The following is a 21,457-nucleotide window of genomic DNA, read 5'->3' on the forward strand; positions in this document are numbered from 1 at the left end:
TATCGCGCCATAATCCTGCTTGTTAGGATGGGCTCAATGTATCAGACATTCATCAAAAACAAGTAAAACCACACATGTATATTATTGAAAAACTGCCGCAACAAGTCGCCAGCGAAGTCCTTGCGGTTCTTCTCGCCGCTGAACCCGCTACCCTCGGCCATTTCATCACTAAAGGTATTTTAAGTCCGCGAATAAAAGCCCACTTTCAGGATGTCCGGGCGGTGGGTACTGCCATTACGGTGAGAATGCCCGGGGCTGATGGTGGGATCCTGCACTACGCAATGGGCTGCGCCAGGCCTGGTGATTTCCTGGTCGTGGACCGCTGTGGCGAACAGGTGACCGCGGCCATGGGCGGTGCGATGGCTTACGCCGCCAGGCAGGCTGGAATCGCCGGGATCATCATTGATGGTTTTGTCACTGACCTGGGCGAGTTGCGCGAGTATGCGCTGCCCATCTGGTCGCGGGGCGCCAGTGCCATCACCACTCGGGTCAAGGGTGAAGAAGGCGAGTTTTGTACCCCGGTCCACTGCGGCGGTGTGGTGGTTCGTCCCGGTGATGCGGTGGTCGCCGATGAAAACGGGATTGTCGTCATTCCACCCGAGCAGGTACTCACCCTGGCGCGACGCGCAATCGAATTTCAGGAGCATGAAAAAATCACCTTGGCACGCTTGGCAAACGGCGAGAAATTCCCGGATGTCGTAGGTTCCAGAGCCCTCATTGACGCGGCCATTCTGGGTCGTGCCTGAACAACAAAAATAGCCGTTCTCAGAGCTTGTACGTTTCTGCCATGTAGCCCCCTCAAAAACAACAAAGGACTACCATGAAACCGCATCAACTTGGACGCTGGATCATTACCACGCTCAGTGGCCTGCTCGCCTCCATCGCCTTGGCGGAGACAGTGCAACCCACCCAGCTCAATGTGGTGGGTGGTGGTAGCCACAACTACACCTTCCGCGCAGTGGAAGTGCCGTTCTGGAACACCACGCTGCCCGACAGTTCTGGTGGGATGCTGACCGCTCGGGTCAGAGGCCTTTCGGAAAGCGGCCTGAAAGGCCCCGAGATGGTGCGTTTGATACGCTCTGGCGCGGTGGAAATCGGCATGGGCGTTTTCGCGTTCGTCGCCGGCGACGACCCGTTCTTCGAAGGCATCGACCTGCCCGGCATGGCGGCGAATATCGACACGGCCCATCGTGTCTCGAACGCGTTCAAACCGGTGTTGGCGCAACGCATGGCCGAGCACCATGGCATAAAGCTGTTGGCGACCGTTCCCTATACCGCGCAGGTATTCTTCTGCCGCACGCCGGTCACCTCGATAGCCGACCTCAAGGGCCGCAAGATTCGCGTACGCGGACGCAACATGTCCGACCTGGTCAAGGCGCTCGGCGGCTCGCCCATGACCCTGCCGTTCGCCGAAGTCGTAACCGCGATGCAGACGGGCGTGATTGATTGCGCGGTGAGTGGCATTGGTTCCGGCAATGCCGCTCGCTGGTACGAGGTGGCCAATCACCTGTACAACCTGCCGATTGATTGGTCGATCGGGTTTTATGCGATCGGCCTCGAGCGTTGGCAAGCGCTGCCTGAGCCGTTTCAACGCCTTCTGGAAGACCAATCGCGCATCCTGGAAGCACGCGCGTGGGAAGAAACCGCCAAAGAGAATCGCTCAGCCCTCGCCTGCAACATCGGTGCCCCTGACTGCCAGATTCATCACCCGGCGAACATGCAAGTCCACACGCCGACACCCGTCGAGCGACAAGCCTTGAACGATGCTGTGCTCAATATCGCCAACCACTGGGGCAAACGTTGCGGTGCGCAGTGCGTCGAGCGTTGGAACGCCACCGCCGGCGCAGCTTTAGGCGTGACTCTGCAAACACCCTGAGCGCCTGCGCCGAACCAACCGTACTGCATTCTGAACTCACCCCGCTCGCGGAGAACACTTCCATGAAACCGGCTGAATCTTCTGGTATCAGGCTTGTAAACACGGTCGCACGGCTCAGTTCCTGGGTCGGCGGTATTGCACTGATGGGCATCGCATTGATGATCGGCATCGACCTGATCCTGCGTAAGACCATCGGTGTGTCCATGGGTGGCGCCGACGAGATCGCCGGTTATGTCCTGGCCATTGTCAGTGCCTGGGCATTTCCCGTCGCCTTGTTAAAACGCTCACACATCCGGGTGGACATTCTCTACTCGCGCCTGTCGCCCCAGCCCCGGATCGCCCTGGACTTGCTGGCCTTGGCCTGCATGGTCGTATTCGTCTTTACCTTGCTGTTCCACACCGGCCGCGTGCTGTGGGATTCCATCGAATACCACTCGATCTCCACGACACCACTGCAGGTCCCGCAGTGGTTGCCGCAGTCCTTCTGGTTTGCAGGCTATGGTTTTTTTGCCGTGACCCTTGTGGTGTTGACCTGCACCAGCCTGAACCGTTTGCGCCAGCGACGGTGGGCATCGATCAGCACACTGATTGGGATCAACTCCGTCGAAGAGGAGATTCAAGAAGAGACCTATCCCACCGTACCGGACCTCACGACTTCGCCATCGACTGGAGAGCGCTAGATGCTGGCCTTTACTCTTTTCATCCTACTGGCCCTGCTGGGCTTGAGCGTGGCCGCGGCCGTCAGCGTCGGGTTACTGGGCATTTCGTTGTCGGCGTTGTTTTCGACACTGCCCCTGAGCAACGCCATGGGCGAAATCGCCTGGAGCACCAGCGCCGAGTTCCTGCTGGTGGCCATTCCGCTGTACATACTCATGGGTGAGCTTCTGGTGTGTTCGGGCGTGGCCGGGCGCATGTATGGCGCCGTCTCAAAGTGGCTGTCATGGCTGCCAGGCGGTTTGATGAACGCGAACATCGGTGCCTCGGCGCTGTTCTCGGCGACCAGCGGCTCCAGTGTGGCGACCGCCGCCACCATCTCGACCCTTGCCCTGCCGGAGCAGGAACGCAAGGGCTACCCGGCCCCGCTGTTCCTCGGCTCCATTGCCGCTGGCGGTACGCTGGGAATTTTGATTCCACCGTCGATCAATATGATTCTGTTCGCCCTGATCGCCAATCTGTCCGTACCCAAGCTCTACCTGGCGGCGACCATTCCAGGGATTCTGCTCAGCTTTATGTTCGTCACCATGATCGTCCTGGCATGCTTGATCCGCCCAGCGCTGGGTGGCAAAAAAGAGCATTCAACCTGGGCAGAGCGACGGTCCAGCCTGCCGGACCTGTTACCGCCGCTGGCGATCTTCAGCCTGGTAGTCGGCGCGATTTACAGCGGCTTCGCGACGGCGAGTGAGTCGGCAGCGCTGGGCGTAATAGCCGCATTCTCCCTTGGACTGTGGCGCCGCGCGTTTACGTGGCAGAGCCTGGGCCAGGCGTTTGAATCAACCCTGCGCACCACCGGGATGATCCTGTTCATCACCTTGTCGGCGTTCTTCCTCAATTTTGTGCTGTCGTCCATCGGGTTGACCTCCACCCTGGTGAGTTTCGTCACCGACCTCAACATGTCGCCGATGGGCACGCTACTGGCGATCATTGTGTTCTACATCGTGCTGGGCTGTTTCATGGACACGCTGGCCATGCTGATCACCACCGCGCCGCTGGTGGTCCCGGTCATTGTGGCACTGGGCTTTGACCCGCTGTGGTTTGGCGTGATCCTCATCATCCTGTGCGAAATGGGGCAGATAACCCCACCCTTCGGGATGAACCTGTTCGTGGTGCAGAGCATCCGCAACAAAGGCAATTTCCTCGATGTGGTGTATGGGGCCTTGCCTTTCTGCGCCGTATTGCTGCTGTTGATCATCCTCCTGATCCTGTTTCCACAGCTTGCGCTTTGGCTTCCGCAGTTTGCTTGAGTGCCGCAGCCACTTCCCCCTCGCGGGACTGAGAGGTGTGGCATCACACCCACCCCTCCAGTCGCAACGTGGACCGAACCAGCCGTTGCTCTTCGCTTTCAATTTCCCTGAGGTTTTCGCAGATGCTCTGGATGTGCGCGATAGCCGCCTTGCGCGCCTGCTCTGGCAGGCGCCCGGTCACGGCGTTATACAGCCGGGCGTGTTGGCGGTCGATCTGGCGCTTCTGCGGTTCACGGTGATAGAGGTTGTTGACCGAGGCGAAGACGGTGTTGAGCAGCAAGTCCGTCAGCGAGCGCAAGGTCTGCACCAGCACCGGGTTGTGCGAAGCCTCGCAGATCGCCAGGTGGAACGCATGATCGAGCCGCGCATGTTCGGACGCCTCCAATGAATGACCATTGGCACCGAGCAATGCCTCATAAGCGCGAGTGATCAGGACAAAATCGGCGTCGGTGCCACGCAGGGCCGCCAGGCGGGCGGATTCGCCCTCGAGCAGGCTGCGCACCTCGAATAAATCGTAGAGCGTTCGCGGCTGCGAGCTGAACAGGTGCAGCAGCGGTGACGCCAAGCCCGGCCCCGACAGGTCGGCGACGAATGAACCCTTGCCTTGCTCGGTGTTGATAATCCCGCGAGCGCGCAACACCTTGAGTCCCTCGCGAAGGGCGGTACGCGAAACGCCGAGTTTTTCCGTCAAGCGCCGCTCCGAAGGCAACAGTTGCCCGGTCTTGAGCACGCCGTCGACGATCAGCCGCTCGATGCGCTCACAGACCACGTCGGCGACTTGCAGGCTACGGCCCGTTCCTGTGTTGTCCATGCAACCTCCAACTGGTATGACCAGCTTCCGTGCCCGACTCACTACCGTTAAAACACGAGACTAATTCACTGTTTTTGCAGTTCTTTTTTAAACAAATAACAAAACCACGATCAAACAACTGGTTCGACCAGCCCAACAACCCGTAGACAGTAAAACGCCCCAGGCGAATGATGCAAGCCAGCTGCATCGGAACAGACCTCGAATAAAAACAACTGAGGGTCGCCTACCGACTATGAACATTCTCTACGATGAACGCGTCGACGGCGTCCTGCCTGACGTCGATAAAGATGCGCTGCTGCACGCCCTGCAGGCTCGGTTGCCTGATCTGGAAATCCTGCACCAGCGCGAAGCGCTCAAGCCGTACGAATGCGACGGCCTCTCGGCTTATCGCACCACGCCCATGCTGGTGGTGCTGCCGCGCCACATCGATCAGGTCCAGGGCGTGCTTCGGCTCTGCCATGAGTGGAAGGTGCCAGTCGTCGCTCGTGGCGCGGGCACGGGTTTGTCCGGTGGCGCGCTGCCGTTGGAAAAAGGCGTGCTGCTGGTGATGGCGCGCTTCAACAATATTCTGCACATTGACCCCGCCGCCCGCACCGCCCGGGTTCAACCGGGGGTACGCAACCTGGCGATTTCCCAGGCGGCGGCGCCGTTTGGCTTGTATTACGCGCCGGATCCTTCCTCGCAGATCGCCTGTTCCATCGGCGGTAACGTGGCGGAAAACGCCGGTGGCGTGCATTGCCTGAAGTACGGTTTGACCGTGCACAACCTGCTCAAGGTCGACGTGCTAAGCGTCGACGGCGAACACCTGAGCCTGGGGTCCCAGGCCCTCGACTCTCCGGGCTTCGATCTGCTCGCGTTGTTTACCGGCTCCGAAGGCATGCTCGGGGTGATCACCGAGGTCACGGTCAAGCTGCTGCCCAAACCGCAAACGGCCAAAGTGCTGCTGGCAGCCTTCGATTGCGTCGAAAAGGCCGGCCGTGCGGTGGGTGACATCATTGCCGCCGGCATCATCCCGGGCGGCCTGGAGATGATGGACAACCTGGCCATTCGCGCCGCCGAGGACTTCATTCACGCCGGCTACCCGGTGGACGCCGAAGCGATTCTCTTGTGTGAACTCGATGGCGTGGAAGCCGACGTCCACGCTGACTGCGACCGTGTGCGTCAAGTGCTGGAACAAGCCGGCGCCACCGAAGTGCGCCAGGCTCGCGACGAGGCCGAACGCGTGCGTTTCTGGGCCGGGCGCAAGAATGCATTTCCGGCGGTGGGCCGCCTCTCCCCGGATTATTACTGCATGGACGGCACGATCCCGCGCCGCGAACTGCCTGGCGTGCTGCACGCTATCGCGGCGTTATCGACCGAGTACGAGCTGCGCGTGGCCAATGTCTTTCACGCCGGCGACGGCAACATGCACCCGCTGATCCTGTTCGATGCCAATCAACCGGGCGAACTCGACCGCGCCGAAGCCCTGGGCGGCAAGATCCTCGAATTGTGCGTGAAGGTCGGCGGCAGCATCACCGGAGAACATGGTGTGGGCCGCGAGAAGATCAATCAGATGTGCGCGCAGTTCAATAGTGACGAGCTGAGCGTTTTTCACGCCGTCAAAGCCGCATTTGACCCAGGCGGATTGCTCAACCCAGGCAAGAACATCCCGACGTTGCACCGCTGCGCCGAGTTTGGCGCCATGCATGTTCATCTGGGTCAGATGCCCTTCCCCGAGCTGGAGCGATTCTGATGCACAGCGAACACGCTATCGACGCCAGCGCAGCGCTGCTGGAGCAGGTCAACCAGGCGCTGGCCAACGCCACGCCGCTGCGGATCCAGGGTGCCAACAGCAAGGCGTTCCTTGGACGCGCAGTCACCGGTGAAGTCCTCGACACCCGCGCCCACCGAGGCATCGTCAGCTACGACCCGACTGAACTGGTGATCACCGCCCGTTGCGGCACGCCATTGGCGGAGTTGGCAGAAGTGCTGGACGCCTCGCAACAGATGCTGCCGTGCGAACCGCCCGCCTTCGGTGAACACGCCACCGTCGGCGGCATGATTGCCTGCGGACTCTCGGGGCCACGGCGTCCCTGGTCGGGGTCGGTCCGCGATTTCATCCTCGGAACACGGTTGATCACCGGCCAGGGCAAGCATTTGCGCTTCGGCGGCGAGGTCATGAAGAACGTCGCCGGCTACGATCTGTCGCGCTTGATGGCCGGCAGTTACGGCGCGCTTGGGGTGGTGACCGAAGTGTCCCTAAAGGTCCTGCCCAAACCACGGCAAACCTTGAGTATCAGCCTGGCGATGGACGCCGACCGTGCCTTGCTGCGCCTGGCGGAATGGGGGCAGCAACCACTGCCGATCAGCGCTGCGTGTCACGATGGCCAGCGCCTGCACCTGCGACTCGAAGGGGGCGAAGGCTCGGTGGCGGCGGCCCATGACCGCTTGGGCGGCGAGTGGCTGGACGCTGCCTACTGGCAAGACCTGAACGAACATCGGTTGAGTTTCTTCGCTGAAGATCAGCCTCTTTGGCGCCTGTCCCTGCCGCATAACACGCCCCGACTGTCGCTGCCAGGTACGCAATTGATCGACTGGGGGGGCGCCCAGCGCTGGCTCAAATCCGATGCCGACGCGAGCGTCATTCGCTCGGTGGTCGAAAAAGCCGGCGGGCATGCGACCTGCTACCACCCGGGCCTGATCGACAGTCCCTTCCAACCGCTGCCCGACACGTTGATGCGCTACCACCGGAATCTAAAGCAGCAACTCGATCCACGGGGCATCTTCAACCCCGGTCGCCTGTACGCGGAGCTTTGAACCATGCAGACCACCTTGAGCGAAGACGCCCGCCGACTGCCTCGCGCCGAAGAAGCCGAACGCATCCTGCGCAGTTGCGTGCACTGCGGTTTTTGCAATGCCACCTGCCCGACCTATCAACTGCTGGGCGATGAGTTGGATGGCCCGAGGGGGCGCATCTACCTGATCAAGCTGGTGCTCGAAGGCAATGAAGTCACGCGCAAGACCCAGGAACACCTGGACCGTTGCCTGTCTTGCCGTAACTGCGAAAGCACCTGCCCCTCCGGCGTCGACTATCACACCTTGCTCGACATCGGCCGGGCGGTGGTCGACGCGGCAGTGCAGCGCCCCCTCGGCCAGCGTTTGCTGCGCGAGGGGTTGCGTAGCGTCGTCCCCAATCCCGCGCTGTTCAACGTGCTGATCGGCAGCGGCCAGCTATTTCGGGCGTTGTTGCCCAATACCTTGCAGGCCAAGTTGCCGCGCCGCGTCTACCCGGTCAAACCGCGCCCGACCATGCGCCACGCCCGTCAGGTCTTGATGCTTGAGGGCTGTGTGCAGCCGAGCCTGTCACCCAATACCAATGCAGCCACAGCGCGGGTGCTGGATCGACTGGGGATCAGCGTCATACCGACCCGCGAGGCAGGCTGCTGCGGTGCGGTGGATTATCACCTCGACGCTCAGGCGGCCGGCCTTGAGCGTGCCCGCCGCAACATTGATGCATGGTGGCCGAGCATTGAAAGCGGTGCCGAGGCCATTGTGCAAACCGCCAGCGGCTGCGGGGCCTTTATCAAGGATTATGGCCACCTGCTCAGCACCGACCCGGCGTATGCCGACAAGGCGAAAAGGGTCAGTGCCCTGGCCAGGGACCTGGTTGAAGTGCTGCGCGGCGAACCGCTGGATAAGCTCGGCGTACACGGCGATCAGCGCCTGGCATTCCACTGCCCGTGCACGTTGCAGCACGCGCAAAAACTCGGCGGTGCCGTTGAAGCCATGCTGACGAGCCTGGGATTCAACCTGACCACTGTTCCCGACAGCCACCTGTGCTGCGGCTCGGCGGGCACGTATTCGCTGACCCAGCCCGAATTGTCGCGACAACTGCGCGATAACAAACTCACTGCGTTGGAAAGCGCACACCCCGACGTCATCGTCACCGCCAATATTGGCTGCCAGTCCCACCTCGACGGAGCGGGACGCACCCCTGTCAGGCACTGGATCGAACTGGTCGAGGCCGCACTGCCCTCACCCAGTACTGGAGAATCCCCATGAAAACCAAAGCCGTACTGAGCCAGACCGAAGTCAGCCAAATCCTCGCGGCTGCACGCACCGAAGCGCACAGCAATCAATGGGCCGTGACCATCGTGATTGTCGATGACGGCGGCCATCCCCTGGCCCTTGAACGCCTTGACGGCTGCGCCCCGGTCAGTGCCTACATCGCCATCGAAAAGGCCCGCACCGCGGCGCTGGGGCGGCGTGAGTCCAAAGGGTATGAGGAGATGGTCAATGGCGGGCGCTACGCGTTTTTGTCAGCGCCCTTGCTGACCTCCCTCGAAGGCGGCGTGCCGATCATCGTCGACGGCCAGGTAATCGGTGCCGTCGGTGTGTCCGGGGTCAAGTCCGGCCAGGATGCACAGGTGGCCAAAGCCGGGGCGCAATGCCTGAATTGAATCGGGCGTTATCGGCACGCTCCCACACTGCTGCCTGATGCCGTTCAGTTAAGGGAGAACACTGTACCTGTGGCGAGCGGGCTTGCCCCGCGTTGGGGTGCGTAGCAGCCCCTGATGAAGACGAATGCGGTGTATCAGGCACGCCTCTGCGCCTGGTTTTGGGGCTGCTTCGCACCCCAACGCGGGGCAAGCCCGCTCGCCACAGGTTTCTTTGCGCGCTCTCGAACAGGTTGGACCACGGAGGCCTTAAGCAAGCGTCAGGAACAGCGCCGAGGTCCAGACCCGGGACTGGTCGCGTTGGCGTGCGCAGATGAACAACGGATGCTCGCGACCCGGTTGCAGAGTGAGTGGTGCCAGCTCGATCTTGCCCTGCAACTCGCGAGGCAGCGGTTCGGCGGTGGTCCTTTCCAGGGAGACTTTCAGCTCAGCTCCTGGCAACTCTTCGATCACCTGGGACTGCGCCAGCAGTTCCTCGCCGGACAGTTCCATCAGCACCGTCGGCGCATGCACGTAGGGCTGCGGTTCGGACGGATCGCCGACCTTGATGTAGTTGTCGATGCGGCTGCGGACCTGCAACGTCGCGCCGGCCAATTGCGACAGGTCGATTTCGATACTGTCGGTGTCACCGTTGGTGTCGGTGCGAAAGGCCAGGGTCGTGGCGTCCTTGCGCCATACGGTTTGCTCCGGGTGATCGAGGCCCAAGGCGCGAAAGCCGTTGATGACCGCTCCCGTCACGCGAACCTCGCCGGTCCAGTAGGCGCCGCGATAGCGGTCCTTGATGCGCGCCCCCCCGAGGCGCAGCCGGATGCGTTGGGCGGAAAAACCCAGCTCCTGGTGCAGATTGCGCGACCAGATCAGCTTATCGCCATCGAACAGGTCCACCTGCTCCCAGCCCGCCTCGCCCAGCAATCGATAGTCCAGCGTCGCATTAGAATCGGCGGTGAAGACCTCACCCATGAAGTGCTGGCCTTGGCGCAGGCTGGCAAATGCACGCTCGCCCGTCGTGGCAAAGGTGCGACGCGCGCGAAGAGCCTTGCCCACACTCGCTCGGTCGAAAGCGTCGGCAACCACACCGGTCAACCCACCGCGAGAGCCAAACACGGCCGTGGCCGGTACACCGCCGCCGCAACGGCCCTGATGCTCATCGCTGTTCGCCGCGGCGCCGACCCGATAGCCACGCTGAAGGGCTTCGGCGTAGACCCAATGGAACTGGCCCCAGGCCGAGCCGACTTCGATCAAGCGTTCCAGCTCCGGGTGGTGCCAGTCGAGGTTGCACCGGCGCCCGCCAACATGGGGCATCATCAGGTGGCCTTCCGGGTCTTTCGCATAGGCGGCGTACAACTCGTCCACCGGCCAGGCGCCCGGTTTGATGGTGCCCGCTGTGAACTCGTTCCACTCAAAAGAGCGCACCAACCGCCCTTGGTTATCGAACGGAAACTCGGGCTTGCGATCATGCAGGAACACCACGTTGCGGTCGCCGCCCGCGCAGGAGTTGCCGCACCACTCGGTGCCGGGGTAGCAGACGAAGCGGCCGGGCTCGTTGAGTTCGTGAATCAGCTTCACCGCCTGATCCCAGCGTTGCTCGGTGATATTGAAGTCGTTGGCGGTGTAGCCGAGCACATCGAGGCCGGCGACATCGCGGCCGTAGCTCAGGTTGTAGAGCGTGTCGTTGGTGCCCACGGTGTCATCGGAGTGCACATGCAGGTCGGCGTACAGCGGGCGCAATGCGCTGCCGGCCGGGTCGACCGTGACAAAAACCTGGGCGCCACGCACGCCAGGCGCGTGCACCTCGGCGGACAAACGCCACTCGCCCACCGCCCCGAGGTCAAACCCCTTGAGCCGCACCGTCGCCCACCCTTCACTCGCCAGGGTAAACGCTTGTTGGCGCGCACCGCCTTCAGGGTCAACCAGGGTCAGCACACCGTTGAGCGGCAGGTTGCGGCACGTGTTGCCCCAGGCATCGTCCACCCGCAGCAGCACGTCGAACGCCTCACCGGCGCTGACCAGGCGCGGCACAATCAACTGCACACTCTGCGCCGGTCCCGGCACGATGTTCAGCAACGGATCGCCTGGCACCTCGGCAAATTTCGAGCTGCCCAGGGGGTCGATAAACAGCCGGAAACGGAAGTCTTTCTCGACGAAACTCTGCACCCGCGTACCCGCGCCGCCCTGGCGACGGTCGCCCAGGCGGATGGTGATTGTGTCGCCGGGATTCAGGTAGCCATCGATGATGTCGATAATGATCGCTTTCTGGAACGGCCGTTCGTGGCCCTTCTGGTCGAAGCGCACTTTCAAGTGCTGCACGGTGGCCTGGCTCTGCCCGGGGACCAGCTCGCCCGCCTGATACTCGGCGCTGACGTAGTTGGGACCGGCCGGATTCGAGGTCTGGAACAGCGCCCAATCGGAGTAGAACTTGAACGCCAGTTTCAACCAGGCGCCATCCGCCAGACCGCTGCCGCCGACCTCGTAGACCAGAGTGATTTCATCCCATTGCCCGGCAATCAGCGTGTCTCGGTCACAGTCGATGCTACCGAGGAACGGGCGTTTCTTGTTGCGTTCGTAGAGGCCTTGGGGGGCGATGTAATGCCCGGCTTCGCGGGGATCGAAAACGTTACTCACATGACACCTCGTGCAGTGGTCCACTGAAGGTTTGAAGGCAACAGGCGGTGCTTATTGCACGCGCCATTTCTGGTAGTGGCGCTCGATGCGCCGGAACACAAAACTCTCCATCAGCCAGGCAATCAGGCCGATCAGCACGATGCCCAGCAGCACCTGGCTGCTGTTGCCGATCTGCCCGCCGGTAGAGACCATCCAGCCGATGCCCTGGGAGGCGCCGATCATTTCTGCGGCGACCAGTGCCCGCCAGCCCTGGCTGAACCCGATGCGCAAGGCCGCCGTCACGAAGGGCAATGAGGCTGGCAGGTAAACGTGGGCCAGCAATTGCCAGGGATTGGCGCCCAAGGTGCGTGCCGCACGGACTTCGCCGCCGCGAATGCCCTGCACACCCTCCTGGATGGTCACCGCCATGGGGAACATCGCGGCAATGAAAATCACCAGCACAATCGAGACATAACCCAGGCCGAAAATGATCATGATCAGCGGCGCCCAGGCAATCGGTGGGATCGCCATGAACAGGCTGTTGAGCGGCGAGATGAAATCGCGAAAGCGAGAAGACAAGCCACCGGCGGTGCCCAGCACAATCGCGACAACCACCGCCGCGCAGAAACCGCCGACCTCCTCCAGGACGCTCGCCCTGAGGTGCTGCCACAGCGAACTGTCGCTGAGCCAACGCACGGCTTCGCGCGCCACATCCCAGGGCTGCGGCAGGATGTAGGTGGGAAAGCGGCTGGCCAGGGCCATCCAGATCAACAGCAGGAATGGCAGCGAAGCCCATCCCCAATTCGGTTTTGGCAAGGACATGACAGGCTCAGACTCAGCGCGAGGCTTTTTCCAGGTAGGCGGTATCCACGATCTGCTCGGTCTTGAGCGTGGTGTCGATAAAGCCCAGGTCGTGGGAATAATTCATCAGGCGCTGGATGAATTGGATGTCCGCAGGCTGCAAGTCCGCCGACCAGCCCAACCGCGTGCGCGCCTGGGCGACGATGGCCTCCGGGGCAATGGTCTTGCCGTCGGGCCCTTGTACCGCTTCAAGCTTAAACGCCTCGGCGATGATGCGATTCGACTCGTCGGGATGCTCGTTGAGGAACGCGATGGCCTTGCGGTGCGCACGCAGCAACTTGACCACGTCGTCCGGGCGTTCCTGCAAGGTTTTGGGCAGCGCGATCACCACGTACCACGGGTAGTTCGGCAGCGCCTGGTTGACGTCAAGCAGAATCCGGCTCGACCCGCGCAGCAACGATTGGCTGACAAAGGGTTCCCAGGAAAACGCCGCGTCGACGATGCCGCGCTCCAACGCCGCGTTCATGTTGCCGGGTGGCATGTCGATGATGTCCAGGTCCTTGTCCGGGTTGAGCCCGGCGTTTTCTTTCAGCACATAGCCGCGCAACAGCACGTCCATGCCACTGCCCTTCTTGACCCCGGCGAGTTTTTTGCCCTTGAGCTGCTCCAGGCGGTTGATCGGACTCTTGGCATCGACAATCACCGCCGCCTGACCGTAATTGACCTTGGCCAGAATCCGGCTTTGCAAGCCGCGGGAGAACCATTGGTACACCGGCGGCGTGCCGACATAGGCCACGTCCAGCTCATTGGCGGCCAGCGCCTGCTGGATCACCGGGCCATCGCCCAAAGCCTTGAGGTCGACATTCAGGCCTTCCTCGCGGTAGTAACCCTGTTTGTCGGCGATCAGCGCCGGGGCGTTGGCCATGGCGAACACATACCCCACGCGCAGGGGTTTCTCTTCGGTGGCCACGGCACCTGTGCTGCTTGCCAAGGCGGCAACAGACAAGGAAAGAGCAAGCAGCGAACGTTTGATCATGCGGTTAACTCGGGTTGACGGGTGGGGTTAGCGATGGCTTCGGCCGCGCCCATGACGTGGGAAATGCGCTCCATCAGCTCATTGCGGTAATCGAGAAACGCCGGCAGGCGCCGGGTTTTCAGGTTGGAGCGCGGGCGCGGCAAAGCAATATCCAGTTCGCTATGGATACCGCCGGGGGCGATGTTGAGCACGATGACCCGGTCGGCCAGGAACACCGCTTCGTCGATGTCGTGGGTGATGAACAGCACGGTCTGACCCAGCTCGGCCCAGATCCGCAGCGTCTCTTCATTCATGCTGTTGCGGCTGATGGCATCCAGCGCGGCGAAGGGTTCGTCCATCAGTAATACGCTGGGCTCCAACGCCAAGGTCCTGGCCAGGGAGACGCGCTGCTGCATGCCACCCGACAGTTGATGGGGCAAGCGTTGCGCCGCGCTCTCCAGACCGACCAGACGCAAGTACTGCAACGCCTGCGCACGCTGCTGACCCTCGCTGAGCTGCGCCGTCATCCGCAGGCCGAAACGCACGTTCTCCAGCGCGCTCAACCAGGGAAACAGCTGCGGCGCCTGAAACACATACCCCAACTCCGAGCGCTCCGGCCGCACCGCGCTCTGGTTGATGCTGATCTGGCCGCTCTGGGGTTGCTGAAAGCCCGACAACAGATTCAGCAGCGTGGTTTTTCCGCAGCCGGACGGCCCGAGGATCGCGACGAATTCGCCCGGCTTGGCGTTCAGGCTGAAAGCGTTGAACACCGGATGCCCGTTGGGGTAGCTGAAACTGATGTGATCGACCGTCAGGGCGTCGGCTTGCGGCAGTGCGTAAGGCAAGGAGTCGGGCATGGCAAGTATCGTCAGGTCGTTTACAATGGGAATACCTGACATAATACGTATTAATACAAGTTGTCCCAATAACCTATTTTTATAACCTTAGAAGTGAAGGCGCACCGCCCCACTCCAAGGCCCCTGGAAACCGACCGTGCCCACGTCCATTCTTCGCGACAGCACCACCTCGCTCTATGAACAGATCGCCCATCGTTTGCTGGAAGAGATACAGCGCGGCGATTTCGAACCCACCGGCAAACTGCCGTCAGAAGCCGAACTGGGTGAGCGCTTTGGCGTGAGTCGCGTCACCGTGCGCCTGGCAGTGGGCAAGCTCAGCGACGACGGCGTGGTGGAGCGCAAGCAAGGCAAAGGCACGTTCGTCGCCGCGAAACAGGTGCGGCATGGCCTGGATGCGTTGCGCAGTTTCCATGAAGCGTTGTTATTGCAAGGGCTCAAACCGAGCATGCAGGTGATCAGCCACACGCTGCAGCCCGTTCCGGAAGCCTTGAGGGGATTGTTTGAAGCAGCCCACGATTGCCTGCTGCTGGAGCGCCTGCATTTCGTGGATGACGAACCCATCGCCCTGGGCCGCAGCCATCTACCGGCCGAATTGGCCAGCGTGGTCTGGACAGACGTCGAGCATCAACCGATCTACTCGATCCTGGAATCGATCACCGGCCTGGCCGTCACCCGTGCCGACCTGGCCATTCGTGCGCAAACGGCCGATACCAGCCTGGCCAGCACCCTGCACGTCAAACGCGGCACCGCGCTGCTGGTGATGGAACGCACCTCTTACTTTGCCGACGGTCGCTGCTGCGACCGCACCACCTTCTTTATCCGCCCGGAACGCTATGCGTTTGTGCTCAGCGGCGTGTTCAAATCCGGCCCCGCCAAATAGAGAGAAGGTACGCGGTGCTGGGTTTCCTAGCGATAGCCCCGCGCCTGAACGTCGAACAGCTCGGCATAACGTCCCCCCGCAGCCATCAGTTGGGTATGGCTGCCCTCCTCCAGCATCTGCCCGCGTTCCAACACAATAATGTGATCCGCACTGCGCACACTGGAAAAACGGTGGGAAATCAGCAGGGTCATGCGGCCCCTGGCATGCTCACGGAAGTGCTCGAACACTGCCGCTTCAGCCCCGGCATCCAGCGCGGCAGTGGGTTCATCGAGGATCAGCAGATCGGCATCCTGACGCATATACGCCCGCGACAAGGCCACTTTCTGCCACTGCCCACCGGACAGTTCCTGACCTGCGAACCAGCGTCCCAACTGGGTTGAATAGGTATGGCTCAAGCGCTCGATAAATTCAGCCGCCACACCTTGAGTGGCAGCGCTGCGCCAGCGTGCCTGGTCGTCCAGGGCGTCGACATCACCGACTCCCAGGTTTTCGCCGACGGTCATCTGGTAGCGGATGTAGTCCTGGAAAATAACGCCGATGCGCTGGCGCAGGGTGTGTTCGTCCCACTCTTGCAGGTCGCTGCCATCCAGCAGGATGCGGCCCTCATCCGGGGTATACAGGCGGGTCAGCAGTTTGATCAGGCTGGTCTTGCCGGAGCCGTTTTCACCCACCAGTGCCAGGCTTTTCCCCGGTGCCAGGTGCAGGCTGATATTGCGCAGCGCGGCAGATTCAGCGCCTGGGTAGGTGAACCCGACCTGCTCGCAGCGCAGGCCATCGCCAGGGCGCGCCCCCTGGGTGAGCCGGCCGTGCGGCGTGATCACGGGGGTTTCAAGGTATTCATACAGGTCAGAGAGGAACAAGCTGTCGTCGTACAGCCCGGCAATTGCGCTGAGGCTGGCGGTGATTGCAGCTTGCCCCTGCTTGAACAGCACGATGTACATGGTCATCTGGCCGAGGCTCGTCTGGCCACGCACGGTGTCGAGTACCACCCAGGCGTAGGCCAGGTAAAACGCTGCGGTGCCCAGCAGGCCCAATGCAAAGCCCCAGGCGTCGCGGCGCAGCGTCAATTCGCGGTCCTCCGTATACAAGCGCTGAGCGTTGTCGCGATAGCGCTGGAGGAACAGCGGTGCCAGGCCAAACAGCTTGACCTCCTTGGCATGGGACTCGTGGGAGAGCAAGGATTCCAGGTAGTTCTGCTGGCGCGTCTCCGGTGCGCGCCGGTGGAACAGGCGGAACGCGTTGCCGGAAAAATGCGTCTCGGCGAAGAACACCGGCAACGCACCGACCACCAGAATCAACAGGGCCCACGGCGAGAAGTGCACCAACAGGACAGCAAAGCTGACCAGCGAAATGAGGTTCTGCACCAATCCCAGTCCTTTCGTCACCAGGCTCAGCGGGCGCGTCGAAGCACCCTGGCGCACGCGCACCAGCTTGTCGTAGAACTCAGCGTCTTCAAATTGCAGCAGCGAAAGGGTCTGGGCTTTCTCCAGGACCATCAGGTTGACCTTCACGCCCAACTTCACCCGCAACAGCGACTGCTGCATCGACAGCGCTCGTTGCGCAGCCGCCAACAACGCCAGCACGCCGGCCTCGGCCAACACGTAGCGCATCACTGGCCACACGGGTGCCTGGCTGCCGGCCGCATGAACCTGCATGGCGTGGACCACGGCATCCACAATGCGCTGACCAATCCAGGCGGCCAGGGCGGGCAGAAGCCCGGCGACAATCGTCGCCAGCAACAGCCCCATGAACAGTGGCCGTGAGGTTTCCCACACCAGTCCCAGTGCCCTGCGCGCCTGGATGGAAAACGCGCTCAATCGATTGAACAGCACCATGAATGGCACGGGCTCCTTGAGGTGGGTATGACGGCCAAGTCTCTCACATCTCCAGGTACTCCATGGCGCCCCTAAGCGCCATAGGTATCTAAACAACTTTGGCGTGGCCCTGAACCTGTGGCGAGGGAGCTTGCTCCCGTGACGGCTCGGGAGCCGACGACTCTCTAACTGATGCACCGCCCGCGTTGGGCTGCGAAGCAGCCCCAAAACCAGCCTCTACAGAGTGTCTGATACACCGCGCTCTTCTTTACTGGGGCTGCTACGCAGCCCAACGCGGGACAAGCCCGCTCGCCACAACAGCCCTATCTGCCGGGCGTTCAGCGTTGAGCCAAAGTTGTGTAGATACCTATGCCCTAAGCGCTGACAACCCGGTTGCGCCCATTCTGTTTGGCGCTATAGCTGGCTAGGTCGGCACGGCGCAGCAACTCTTCGGTGCTGAGGCCTGCCGCCCAAGTGGCGACACCGAAACTGGCGGTAACGCGGCCGGCGATGGCGATCTCGTGATTGGCCAAGGACTGGCACAATGCGTTGGCCAATTGTTCGGCGTTTTCCTGTGAGGTGAACGGACACAGGATGGCCAGCTCTTCACCGCCGACCCGGCAAAACACATCGCTGGCACGCAAGCGTTGGCGGATCACGGTGCAGGTTTGCTTGAGTACCGTATCACCCACCTCGTGGCCGAATCGGTCGTTGATGGATTTGAAGTGATCGAGGTCAAGCATGATCAATGAGAAACCGGCGGCGTAACGCTTGCCGGTGTCCACCAACTGCTCCAGCGAACTCATAAAGTGACGACGGTTATAGATACCGGTCAACTCGTCGGTGATGGCCTGCGTTCGCAGTTTTTCTTCGCGATCCTTGAGCTCGGTGATGTCACTGAACGAGCCATACCAAACGCATGTCTCGTCCGCCTGGTGCTCGGCGTAGGCCTCTCCGCGCAACCAGCGCAGCCCTTTGACGGGCAGCAACACGCGAAAATCGCAGGTCCAGCCGCCGCCGGTTTCCACCGACGTGTCCGTGACCGCCCTGATCAATGGCAAGTCATCGGGGTGCAAGCGCTGGAACAGCGGGCTGCCCTTGAATTCGACACCGACGACCGCTTCAGGCTTGAGCTCGAACACATGTTCAAGGCTAGGGCTGCAAAACGAAAAGTAACCCTCACCCTTTGCGCTCATGTGGTACTGGTACAGCACGTTGGGGATGCGCTGGGTCAACAGCGCCAACAGGGCTTTGCTTTGCTGGATCCGCTCAAGTAACTCGAGACGCTCACTGACGTCGATGATCACGCTGACGTGTTCGACCTCGCCACTGCTCGCGTCGCTGAATCGGGCGTGGCGCAGCTCACCGGTGAACTGGCTACCGTCCTTGCGCTGATAACGCCACTCCACGGCTTTGCTGGAGCCCATGTCATCAAGGGCGAGCTGGCCGATCAGTTGTTTGTCGGTGAGGGTTTGAAACGCCGGGTCGGCGCAGGCGCGACGTTTATTGATGTATTCCTGAACATGGAGCACTTCGACGTTATTTCGCCCCTGCATCTCTGCGCGGCTGAAGCCGAACAAGGCCTGGGCACCGTCGCTGAACAGCTTTATCCGACCCTGGGGGTCAGTGGTGACGACCGCCACCTGGGTCGCGACATTGATCAGGTTGGTGATGCGGGCGTTCAAGAAACTGATCTGCTCGTTCTGTGCAATCAATTCGTCGAACTGCGCTTGCGACTGTTTCTGGAAGTAGCACGTGGAGGCACAGAGCACGCCCAGAAAAAGCGTTTGAGCAATCAGGATCAGTTCCACATAACCGTTGGCCGGGGTCTGGTCGGGAAGCCAGACCAGCATCAGCGTGGCACTCAGACTCAGCACCAGGCAGAACGACAACCCAAGCAAAAAACCACTGCTTTTGAGAGGTTTGATCGGGGGATTCATACGCACCTGTAAAATGACCTGGAGGCTGTTAGCGCAAGGCCTTGCTGGCGCTTCGGGAGCAAGTATCTCTGAGGCCACAGACGGATAGCCAGCAACTTAACCGTTTCAGCTCATCTATTTTATCGAGTAGGACGCCAATGAAACCCGCCGTTTTGCGGGCCCCGTCAGTTGCGCGGCAAGAGCGTATGAGGCGCAACACCAAACGCCTTGCGAAAAGCGTGGCTGAAGTGGGAGAAATCGGAAAACCCGAAGTCCAGTGCGGCTTGGGAAACGCTGCGCACCTGGCCGCACTCGATGGCCGCCCGGCTGGCGTTCAACCGTTCTTTCCAGATCTCTGCGACCGGGCTTTTCTGGTGACGGGCGAATGCACGGGTCACTGTTCGGGTGGAGACGTGGTGGGCTTGGGCGATCAGTTCGATCGACAGTTCTCGTTCGCTCAAGTGGTGCTGGATGTAGGTCATTATCCGCGCGTAAAGATCCAGCTCCTGGTGAGTCGTCTGCAGGTCCTGGAGTTCCAGGCTGATCACGAGCAGGTCGATTATCGTGTTGGAGTAACGACTGCAAATGCCTTCGTCTTGCAGAAGCATCGGCGTGTTCGCCATCTGGCGCAGCATCTCGCGCAACGGGACCACACCTGGGCGGCGGTCATCCAGCACCATTGCGGTGCAATCCGCCACACGCGGCAGGCGTTGAGTCAACAACTGCCGAGGGATGCGCATCAAGTGGTTTTCGCTTCCCCCCAGGCTGAACCGGAACGGCCGGGTTGCGTCATAAAGGAACAAATTACCGGCCCCCAGTGTGGCCTTGCGCCCCTCTTGTTCAAGTTCGCCATACCCATTGAGCGTGAAGCCCAGCCACAGGTCTTCTGCGGGGCCACTGCGTAAATGCCGCTCGGAACGGACCCAATGGTGCAGTGGGGATGACAGCCTGGAGACATCCAGCGCGCCCATGGCGGTGACCTGCAGCGTTCCGTTGAAATCGCTCTGGGTCGAGGGTTTGCTGTCGGCCACAAGACAATGGCGACACACCACTTCTTTCCAGTAATCGAAGCGACGCGGTTGCGAAACGGCAAGGGTGGAATAGTGATTGTTCTGAGCCATGGCACTCACCTTGATGCAACGACTTGAAGCAGCGACACGCTGCCAGTCGAGCTTGGCAAGCAAAATTCAGACCACGCCCAATCAAGCCCATCGCCCCCTTCAGCGCTCCTGAGTCCTGGCGTCCGGCGCCTGTCTTTTCCAACCAAACGGTTGTCCTTGCGAACAAAGCGAGGCGGTTCGCACCTGCCTGACTATGACCTCACAGCCTGTCCAGCCTGCTTAGCCTGAACCTGAAAAAAACAAGGAGCCTCCCATGGAATCTGCGATCGACAAACACCTTAGATGCCCACGGACGTTGTCCCGCCGTGTGCCCGAAGACTACCAGCCGCCCTTCCCTATGTGGGTCGGCCGCGCCGACGAACAATTGAAGCAGGTGGCGATGGCCTACCTGGGCGTGCAGTTTCGCGGTGAGGCGCAGCGTCAGCGTGCCCTTAAGGCCATGCGCGACATCGTCAGCAGCTTCAGCCTGCCCGACGGCCCGCAGACCCATGATCTGACCCATCACACGGACAACAGTGGCTACGACAACCTGATGATCGTCGGCTACTGGAAGGACGCGGCGGCCTATTGCCGCTGGTTGCGATCAGCCCCCGTCAATGACTGGTGGGCGTCACCGGACCGCCTGCAAGACGGCCTGGGTTATTTCCGCGAAATCACCGCGCCGCGCGCCGAGCAATTCGAAACCCTGTATGCGTTCCAGGAGCAGTTGCCGGGTGTCGGCGCGATCATGGACAAGACCAGCGGCGAGATCGAAGAGCACGGTTACTGGGGCTCGATGCGCGATCGTTTCCCGACGTCCCAGACGGACTGGATGAGCCCCACCGGCGAACTGAAGGTGGTGCTGGGAGACCCGGCCAAAGGTGGCCGCGTCGTCGTCATGGGCCATGACAACATCGCGCTGATTCGCTCCGGCCAGGATTGGGCTGACGCCGAGGCTGACGAGCGCTCACTGTACCTCGACGAAATCCTGCCGACGTTGCAGGACGGGATGGATTTTCTGCGCGACAACGGTGCGCCCCTGGGCTGCTACAGCAATCGATTCGTACGCAACATCGACCTCGACGGCAACTTCCTCGACATGAGCTACAACATCGGCCACTGGCGTTCGGTCGAGAAACTGGAACGCTGGGCGGAATCCCATCCCACCCACCTGCGCATCTTCGTCACCTTCTTCCGTGTGGCGGCCGGCCTGGTGAAGTTGCGGCTGTACCACGAAGTGTCGGTCTCGGACGCCAAGAGCCAGCTGTTTGAGTACATCAACTGCCATCCGCAGACCGGCATGTTGCGTGATGCAGGTGTCGCGCAAAGCTGACACTGCGCACCGCCCCATTCGTCCCGATTATTTTTTGGCCCTCATCTCTAGCG

Annotated in this window: 18 protein-coding genes; 10 read left to right on the forward strand and 8 right to left on the reverse strand. The window is 61.4% G+C overall.

Annotated features, from left to right (window positions below; genetic code table 11):
- The first annotated feature begins 74 nt into the window (after positions 1-74).
- The 4 genes from AB1462_RS07940 to AB1462_RS07955 all read left to right on the forward strand — a co-directional run bounded on the left by AB1462_RS07940 (position 75) and on the right by AB1462_RS07955 (position 3,837).
- Positions 75-746, forward strand: coding sequence for an RraA family protein (locus AB1462_RS07940; protein WP_259194086.1), 672 nt, complete (start codon positions 75-77; stop codon positions 744-746).
- A gap of 74 nt (positions 747-820) precedes the next feature.
- Positions 821-1,876 carry a TRAP transporter substrate-binding protein gene (locus tag AB1462_RS07945; RefSeq protein WP_367246546.1) on the forward strand — a complete coding sequence of 352 codons (1,056 nt, stop codon included), beginning with the start codon at positions 821-823 and terminating at the stop codon, positions 1,874-1,876.
- Positions 1,877-1,938: 62 nt separating this feature from the next.
- A complete protein-coding gene (locus AB1462_RS07950) occupies positions 1,939-2,556 on the forward strand; it encodes a TRAP transporter small permease subunit (protein WP_367246547.1) in 618 nt (205 codons plus the stop codon).
- Entirely contained in the window at positions 2,557-3,837 is a 1,281-nt protein-coding gene (locus AB1462_RS07955) for a TRAP transporter large permease (RefSeq protein WP_259194089.1), read from the forward strand.
- A gap of 43 nt (positions 3,838-3,880) precedes the next feature.
- Here AB1462_RS07955 and glcC read toward each other — a convergent pair whose 3' ends face one another.
- Complete coding sequence (glcC, locus tag AB1462_RS07960) at positions 3,881-4,648, reverse strand: transcriptional regulator GlcC (RefSeq protein WP_090404630.1); 768 nt, start codon at positions 4,646-4,648, stop codon at positions 3,881-3,883.
- Between the two features lie 232 nt (positions 4,649-4,880).
- On the opposite strand from glcC, the gene glcD reads away from it, so the two are divergent.
- Genes glcD through AB1462_RS07980 form a run of 4 tightly spaced genes read left to right on the forward strand, consistent with a single transcriptional unit; the run spans position 4,881 to position 9,087 of the window.
- Positions 4,881-6,380, forward strand: coding sequence for a glycolate oxidase subunit GlcD (gene glcD / locus AB1462_RS07965; RefSeq protein WP_259194090.1), 1,500 nt, complete (start codon positions 4,881-4,883; stop codon positions 6,378-6,380).
- Positions 6,380-7,444 (forward strand): glycolate oxidase subunit GlcE, encoded by a 1,065-nt coding sequence (gene glcE / locus AB1462_RS07970; RefSeq protein WP_090404636.1) that lies wholly within the window; start codon positions 6,380-6,382, stop codon positions 7,442-7,444. Before glcD ends, glcE begins: the two co-directional genes overlap by 1 nt.
- A gap of 3 nt (positions 7,445-7,447) precedes the next feature.
- Positions 7,448-8,689: a glycolate oxidase subunit GlcF gene (gene glcF, locus AB1462_RS07975; RefSeq protein ID WP_367246548.1), complete on the forward strand. Its 1,242-nt coding sequence runs from the start codon at positions 7,448-7,450 to the stop codon at positions 8,687-8,689.
- Positions 8,686-9,087 (forward strand): heme-binding protein, encoded by a 402-nt coding sequence (locus AB1462_RS07980; RefSeq protein ID WP_259194092.1) that lies wholly within the window; start codon positions 8,686-8,688, stop codon positions 9,085-9,087. Before glcF ends, AB1462_RS07980 begins: the two co-directional genes overlap by 4 nt.
- 246 nt (positions 9,088-9,333) lie before the next feature.
- On the opposite strand, the gene AB1462_RS07985 is transcribed toward AB1462_RS07980, so the two are convergent.
- Genes AB1462_RS07985 through AB1462_RS08000 form a run of 4 tightly spaced genes read right to left on the reverse strand, consistent with a single transcriptional unit; the run spans position 9,334 to position 14,358 of the window.
- A complete protein-coding gene (locus AB1462_RS07985; RefSeq protein WP_367246549.1) occupies positions 9,334-11,706 on the reverse strand; it encodes a hypothetical protein in 2,373 nt (790 codons plus the stop codon).
- 51 nt (positions 11,707-11,757) lie between these two features.
- The gene (locus AB1462_RS07990; protein WP_090404650.1) at positions 11,758-12,507 is read right to left on the reverse strand and encodes an ABC transporter permease; all 750 of its coding nucleotides are present in this window, start codon (positions 12,505-12,507) and stop codon (positions 11,758-11,760) included.
- A 13-nt stretch (positions 12,508-12,520) separates the two neighbouring features.
- The gene (locus AB1462_RS07995) at positions 12,521-13,522 is read right to left on the reverse strand and encodes an ABC transporter substrate-binding protein (RefSeq protein ID WP_259194095.1); all 1,002 of its coding nucleotides are present in this window, start codon (positions 13,520-13,522) and stop codon (positions 12,521-12,523) included.
- Entirely contained in the window at positions 13,519-14,358 is an 840-nt protein-coding gene (locus AB1462_RS08000) for an ABC transporter ATP-binding protein (protein WP_367246550.1), read from the reverse strand. The genes AB1462_RS07995 and AB1462_RS08000 overlap by 4 nt, the downstream gene beginning before the upstream one ends.
- 136 nt (positions 14,359-14,494) lie before the next feature.
- On the opposite strand from AB1462_RS08000, the gene AB1462_RS08005 reads away from it, so the two are divergent.
- The gene (locus tag AB1462_RS08005) at positions 14,495-15,238 is read left to right on the forward strand and encodes a GntR family transcriptional regulator (protein WP_259194097.1); all 744 of its coding nucleotides are present in this window, start codon (positions 14,495-14,497) and stop codon (positions 15,236-15,238) included.
- A 26-nt stretch (positions 15,239-15,264) separates the two neighbouring features.
- On the opposite strand, the gene AB1462_RS08010 is transcribed toward AB1462_RS08005, so the two are convergent.
- The 3 genes from AB1462_RS08010 to AB1462_RS08020 all read right to left on the reverse strand — a co-directional run bounded on the left by AB1462_RS08010 (position 15,265) and on the right by AB1462_RS08020 (position 20,092).
- A complete protein-coding gene (locus AB1462_RS08010; RefSeq protein WP_090404662.1) occupies positions 15,265-17,073 on the reverse strand; it encodes an ABC transporter ATP-binding protein in 1,809 nt (602 codons plus the stop codon).
- Between the two features lie 353 nt (positions 17,074-17,426).
- Positions 17,427-18,992, reverse strand: coding sequence for a diguanylate cyclase (locus AB1462_RS08015; RefSeq protein WP_367246551.1), 1,566 nt, complete (start codon positions 18,990-18,992; stop codon positions 17,427-17,429).
- Between the two features lie 164 nt (positions 18,993-19,156).
- Positions 19,157-20,092, reverse strand: coding sequence for a helix-turn-helix domain-containing protein (locus AB1462_RS08020; protein WP_090404668.1), 936 nt, complete (start codon positions 20,090-20,092; stop codon positions 19,157-19,159).
- 253 nt (positions 20,093-20,345) lie between these two features.
- Between AB1462_RS08020 and AB1462_RS08025 the strand changes: the two genes are divergently transcribed.
- On the forward strand, positions 20,346-21,404 hold the full coding sequence (locus AB1462_RS08025; protein WP_367246552.1) for a phenylacetaldoxime dehydratase family protein: 1,059 nt from the start codon (positions 20,346-20,348) through the stop codon (positions 21,402-21,404).
- Positions 21,405-21,457: the final 53 nt, after the last annotated feature.

Origin of the sequence: Pseudomonas sp. SB113 (genome assembly GCF_040754745.1) — a bacterium.
GTDB classification, from domain to species: domain Bacteria; phylum Pseudomonadota; class Gammaproteobacteria; order Pseudomonadales; family Pseudomonadaceae; genus Aquipseudomonas; species Aquipseudomonas grimontii.

Coding starts and splice junctions, on each gene's coding strand:
- AB1462_RS07940 (WP_259194086.1), top strand. CDS start 75: ATGTATATTATTGAAAAACTGCCGCAACAAGTCGCCAGCGAAGTCCTT.
- AB1462_RS07945 (WP_367246546.1), top strand. CDS start 821: ATGAAACCGCATCAACTTGGACGCTGGATCATTACCACGCTCAGTGGC.
- AB1462_RS07950 (WP_367246547.1), top strand. CDS start 1,939: ATGAAACCGGCTGAATCTTCTGGTATCAGGCTTGTAAACACGGTCGCA.
- AB1462_RS07955 (WP_259194089.1), top strand. CDS start 2,557: ATGCTGGCCTTTACTCTTTTCATCCTACTGGCCCTGCTGGGCTTGAGC.
- glcC (WP_090404630.1), bottom strand. CDS start 4,648: ATGGACAACACAGGAACGGGCCGTAGCCTGCAAGTCGCCGACGTGGTC.
- glcD (WP_259194090.1), top strand. CDS start 4,881: ATGAACATTCTCTACGATGAACGCGTCGACGGCGTCCTGCCTGACGTC.
- glcE (WP_090404636.1), top strand. CDS start 6,380: ATGCACAGCGAACACGCTATCGACGCCAGCGCAGCGCTGCTGGAGCAG.
- glcF (WP_367246548.1), top strand. CDS start 7,448: ATGCAGACCACCTTGAGCGAAGACGCCCGCCGACTGCCTCGCGCCGAA.
- AB1462_RS07980 (WP_259194092.1), top strand. CDS start 8,686: ATGAAAACCAAAGCCGTACTGAGCCAGACCGAAGTCAGCCAAATCCTC.
- AB1462_RS07990 (WP_090404650.1), bottom strand. CDS start 12,507: ATGTCCTTGCCAAAACCGAATTGGGGATGGGCTTCGCTGCCATTCCTG.
- AB1462_RS07995 (WP_259194095.1), bottom strand. CDS start 13,522: ATGATCAAACGTTCGCTGCTTGCTCTTTCCTTGTCTGTTGCCGCCTTG.
- AB1462_RS08000 (WP_367246550.1), bottom strand. CDS start 14,358: ATGCCCGACTCCTTGCCTTACGCACTGCCGCAAGCCGACGCCCTGACG.
- AB1462_RS08010 (WP_090404662.1), bottom strand. CDS start 17,073: ATGGTGCTGTTCAATCGATTGAGCGCGTTTTCCATCCAGGCGCGCAGG.
- AB1462_RS08015 (WP_367246551.1), bottom strand. CDS start 18,992: ATGAATCCCCCGATCAAACCTCTCAAAAGCAGTGGTTTTTTGCTTGGG.
- AB1462_RS08020 (WP_090404668.1), bottom strand. CDS start 20,092: ATGGCTCAGAACAATCACTATTCCACCCTTGCCGTTTCGCAACCGCGT.
- AB1462_RS08025 (WP_367246552.1), top strand. CDS start 20,346: ATGGAATCTGCGATCGACAAACACCTTAGATGCCCACGGACGTTGTCC.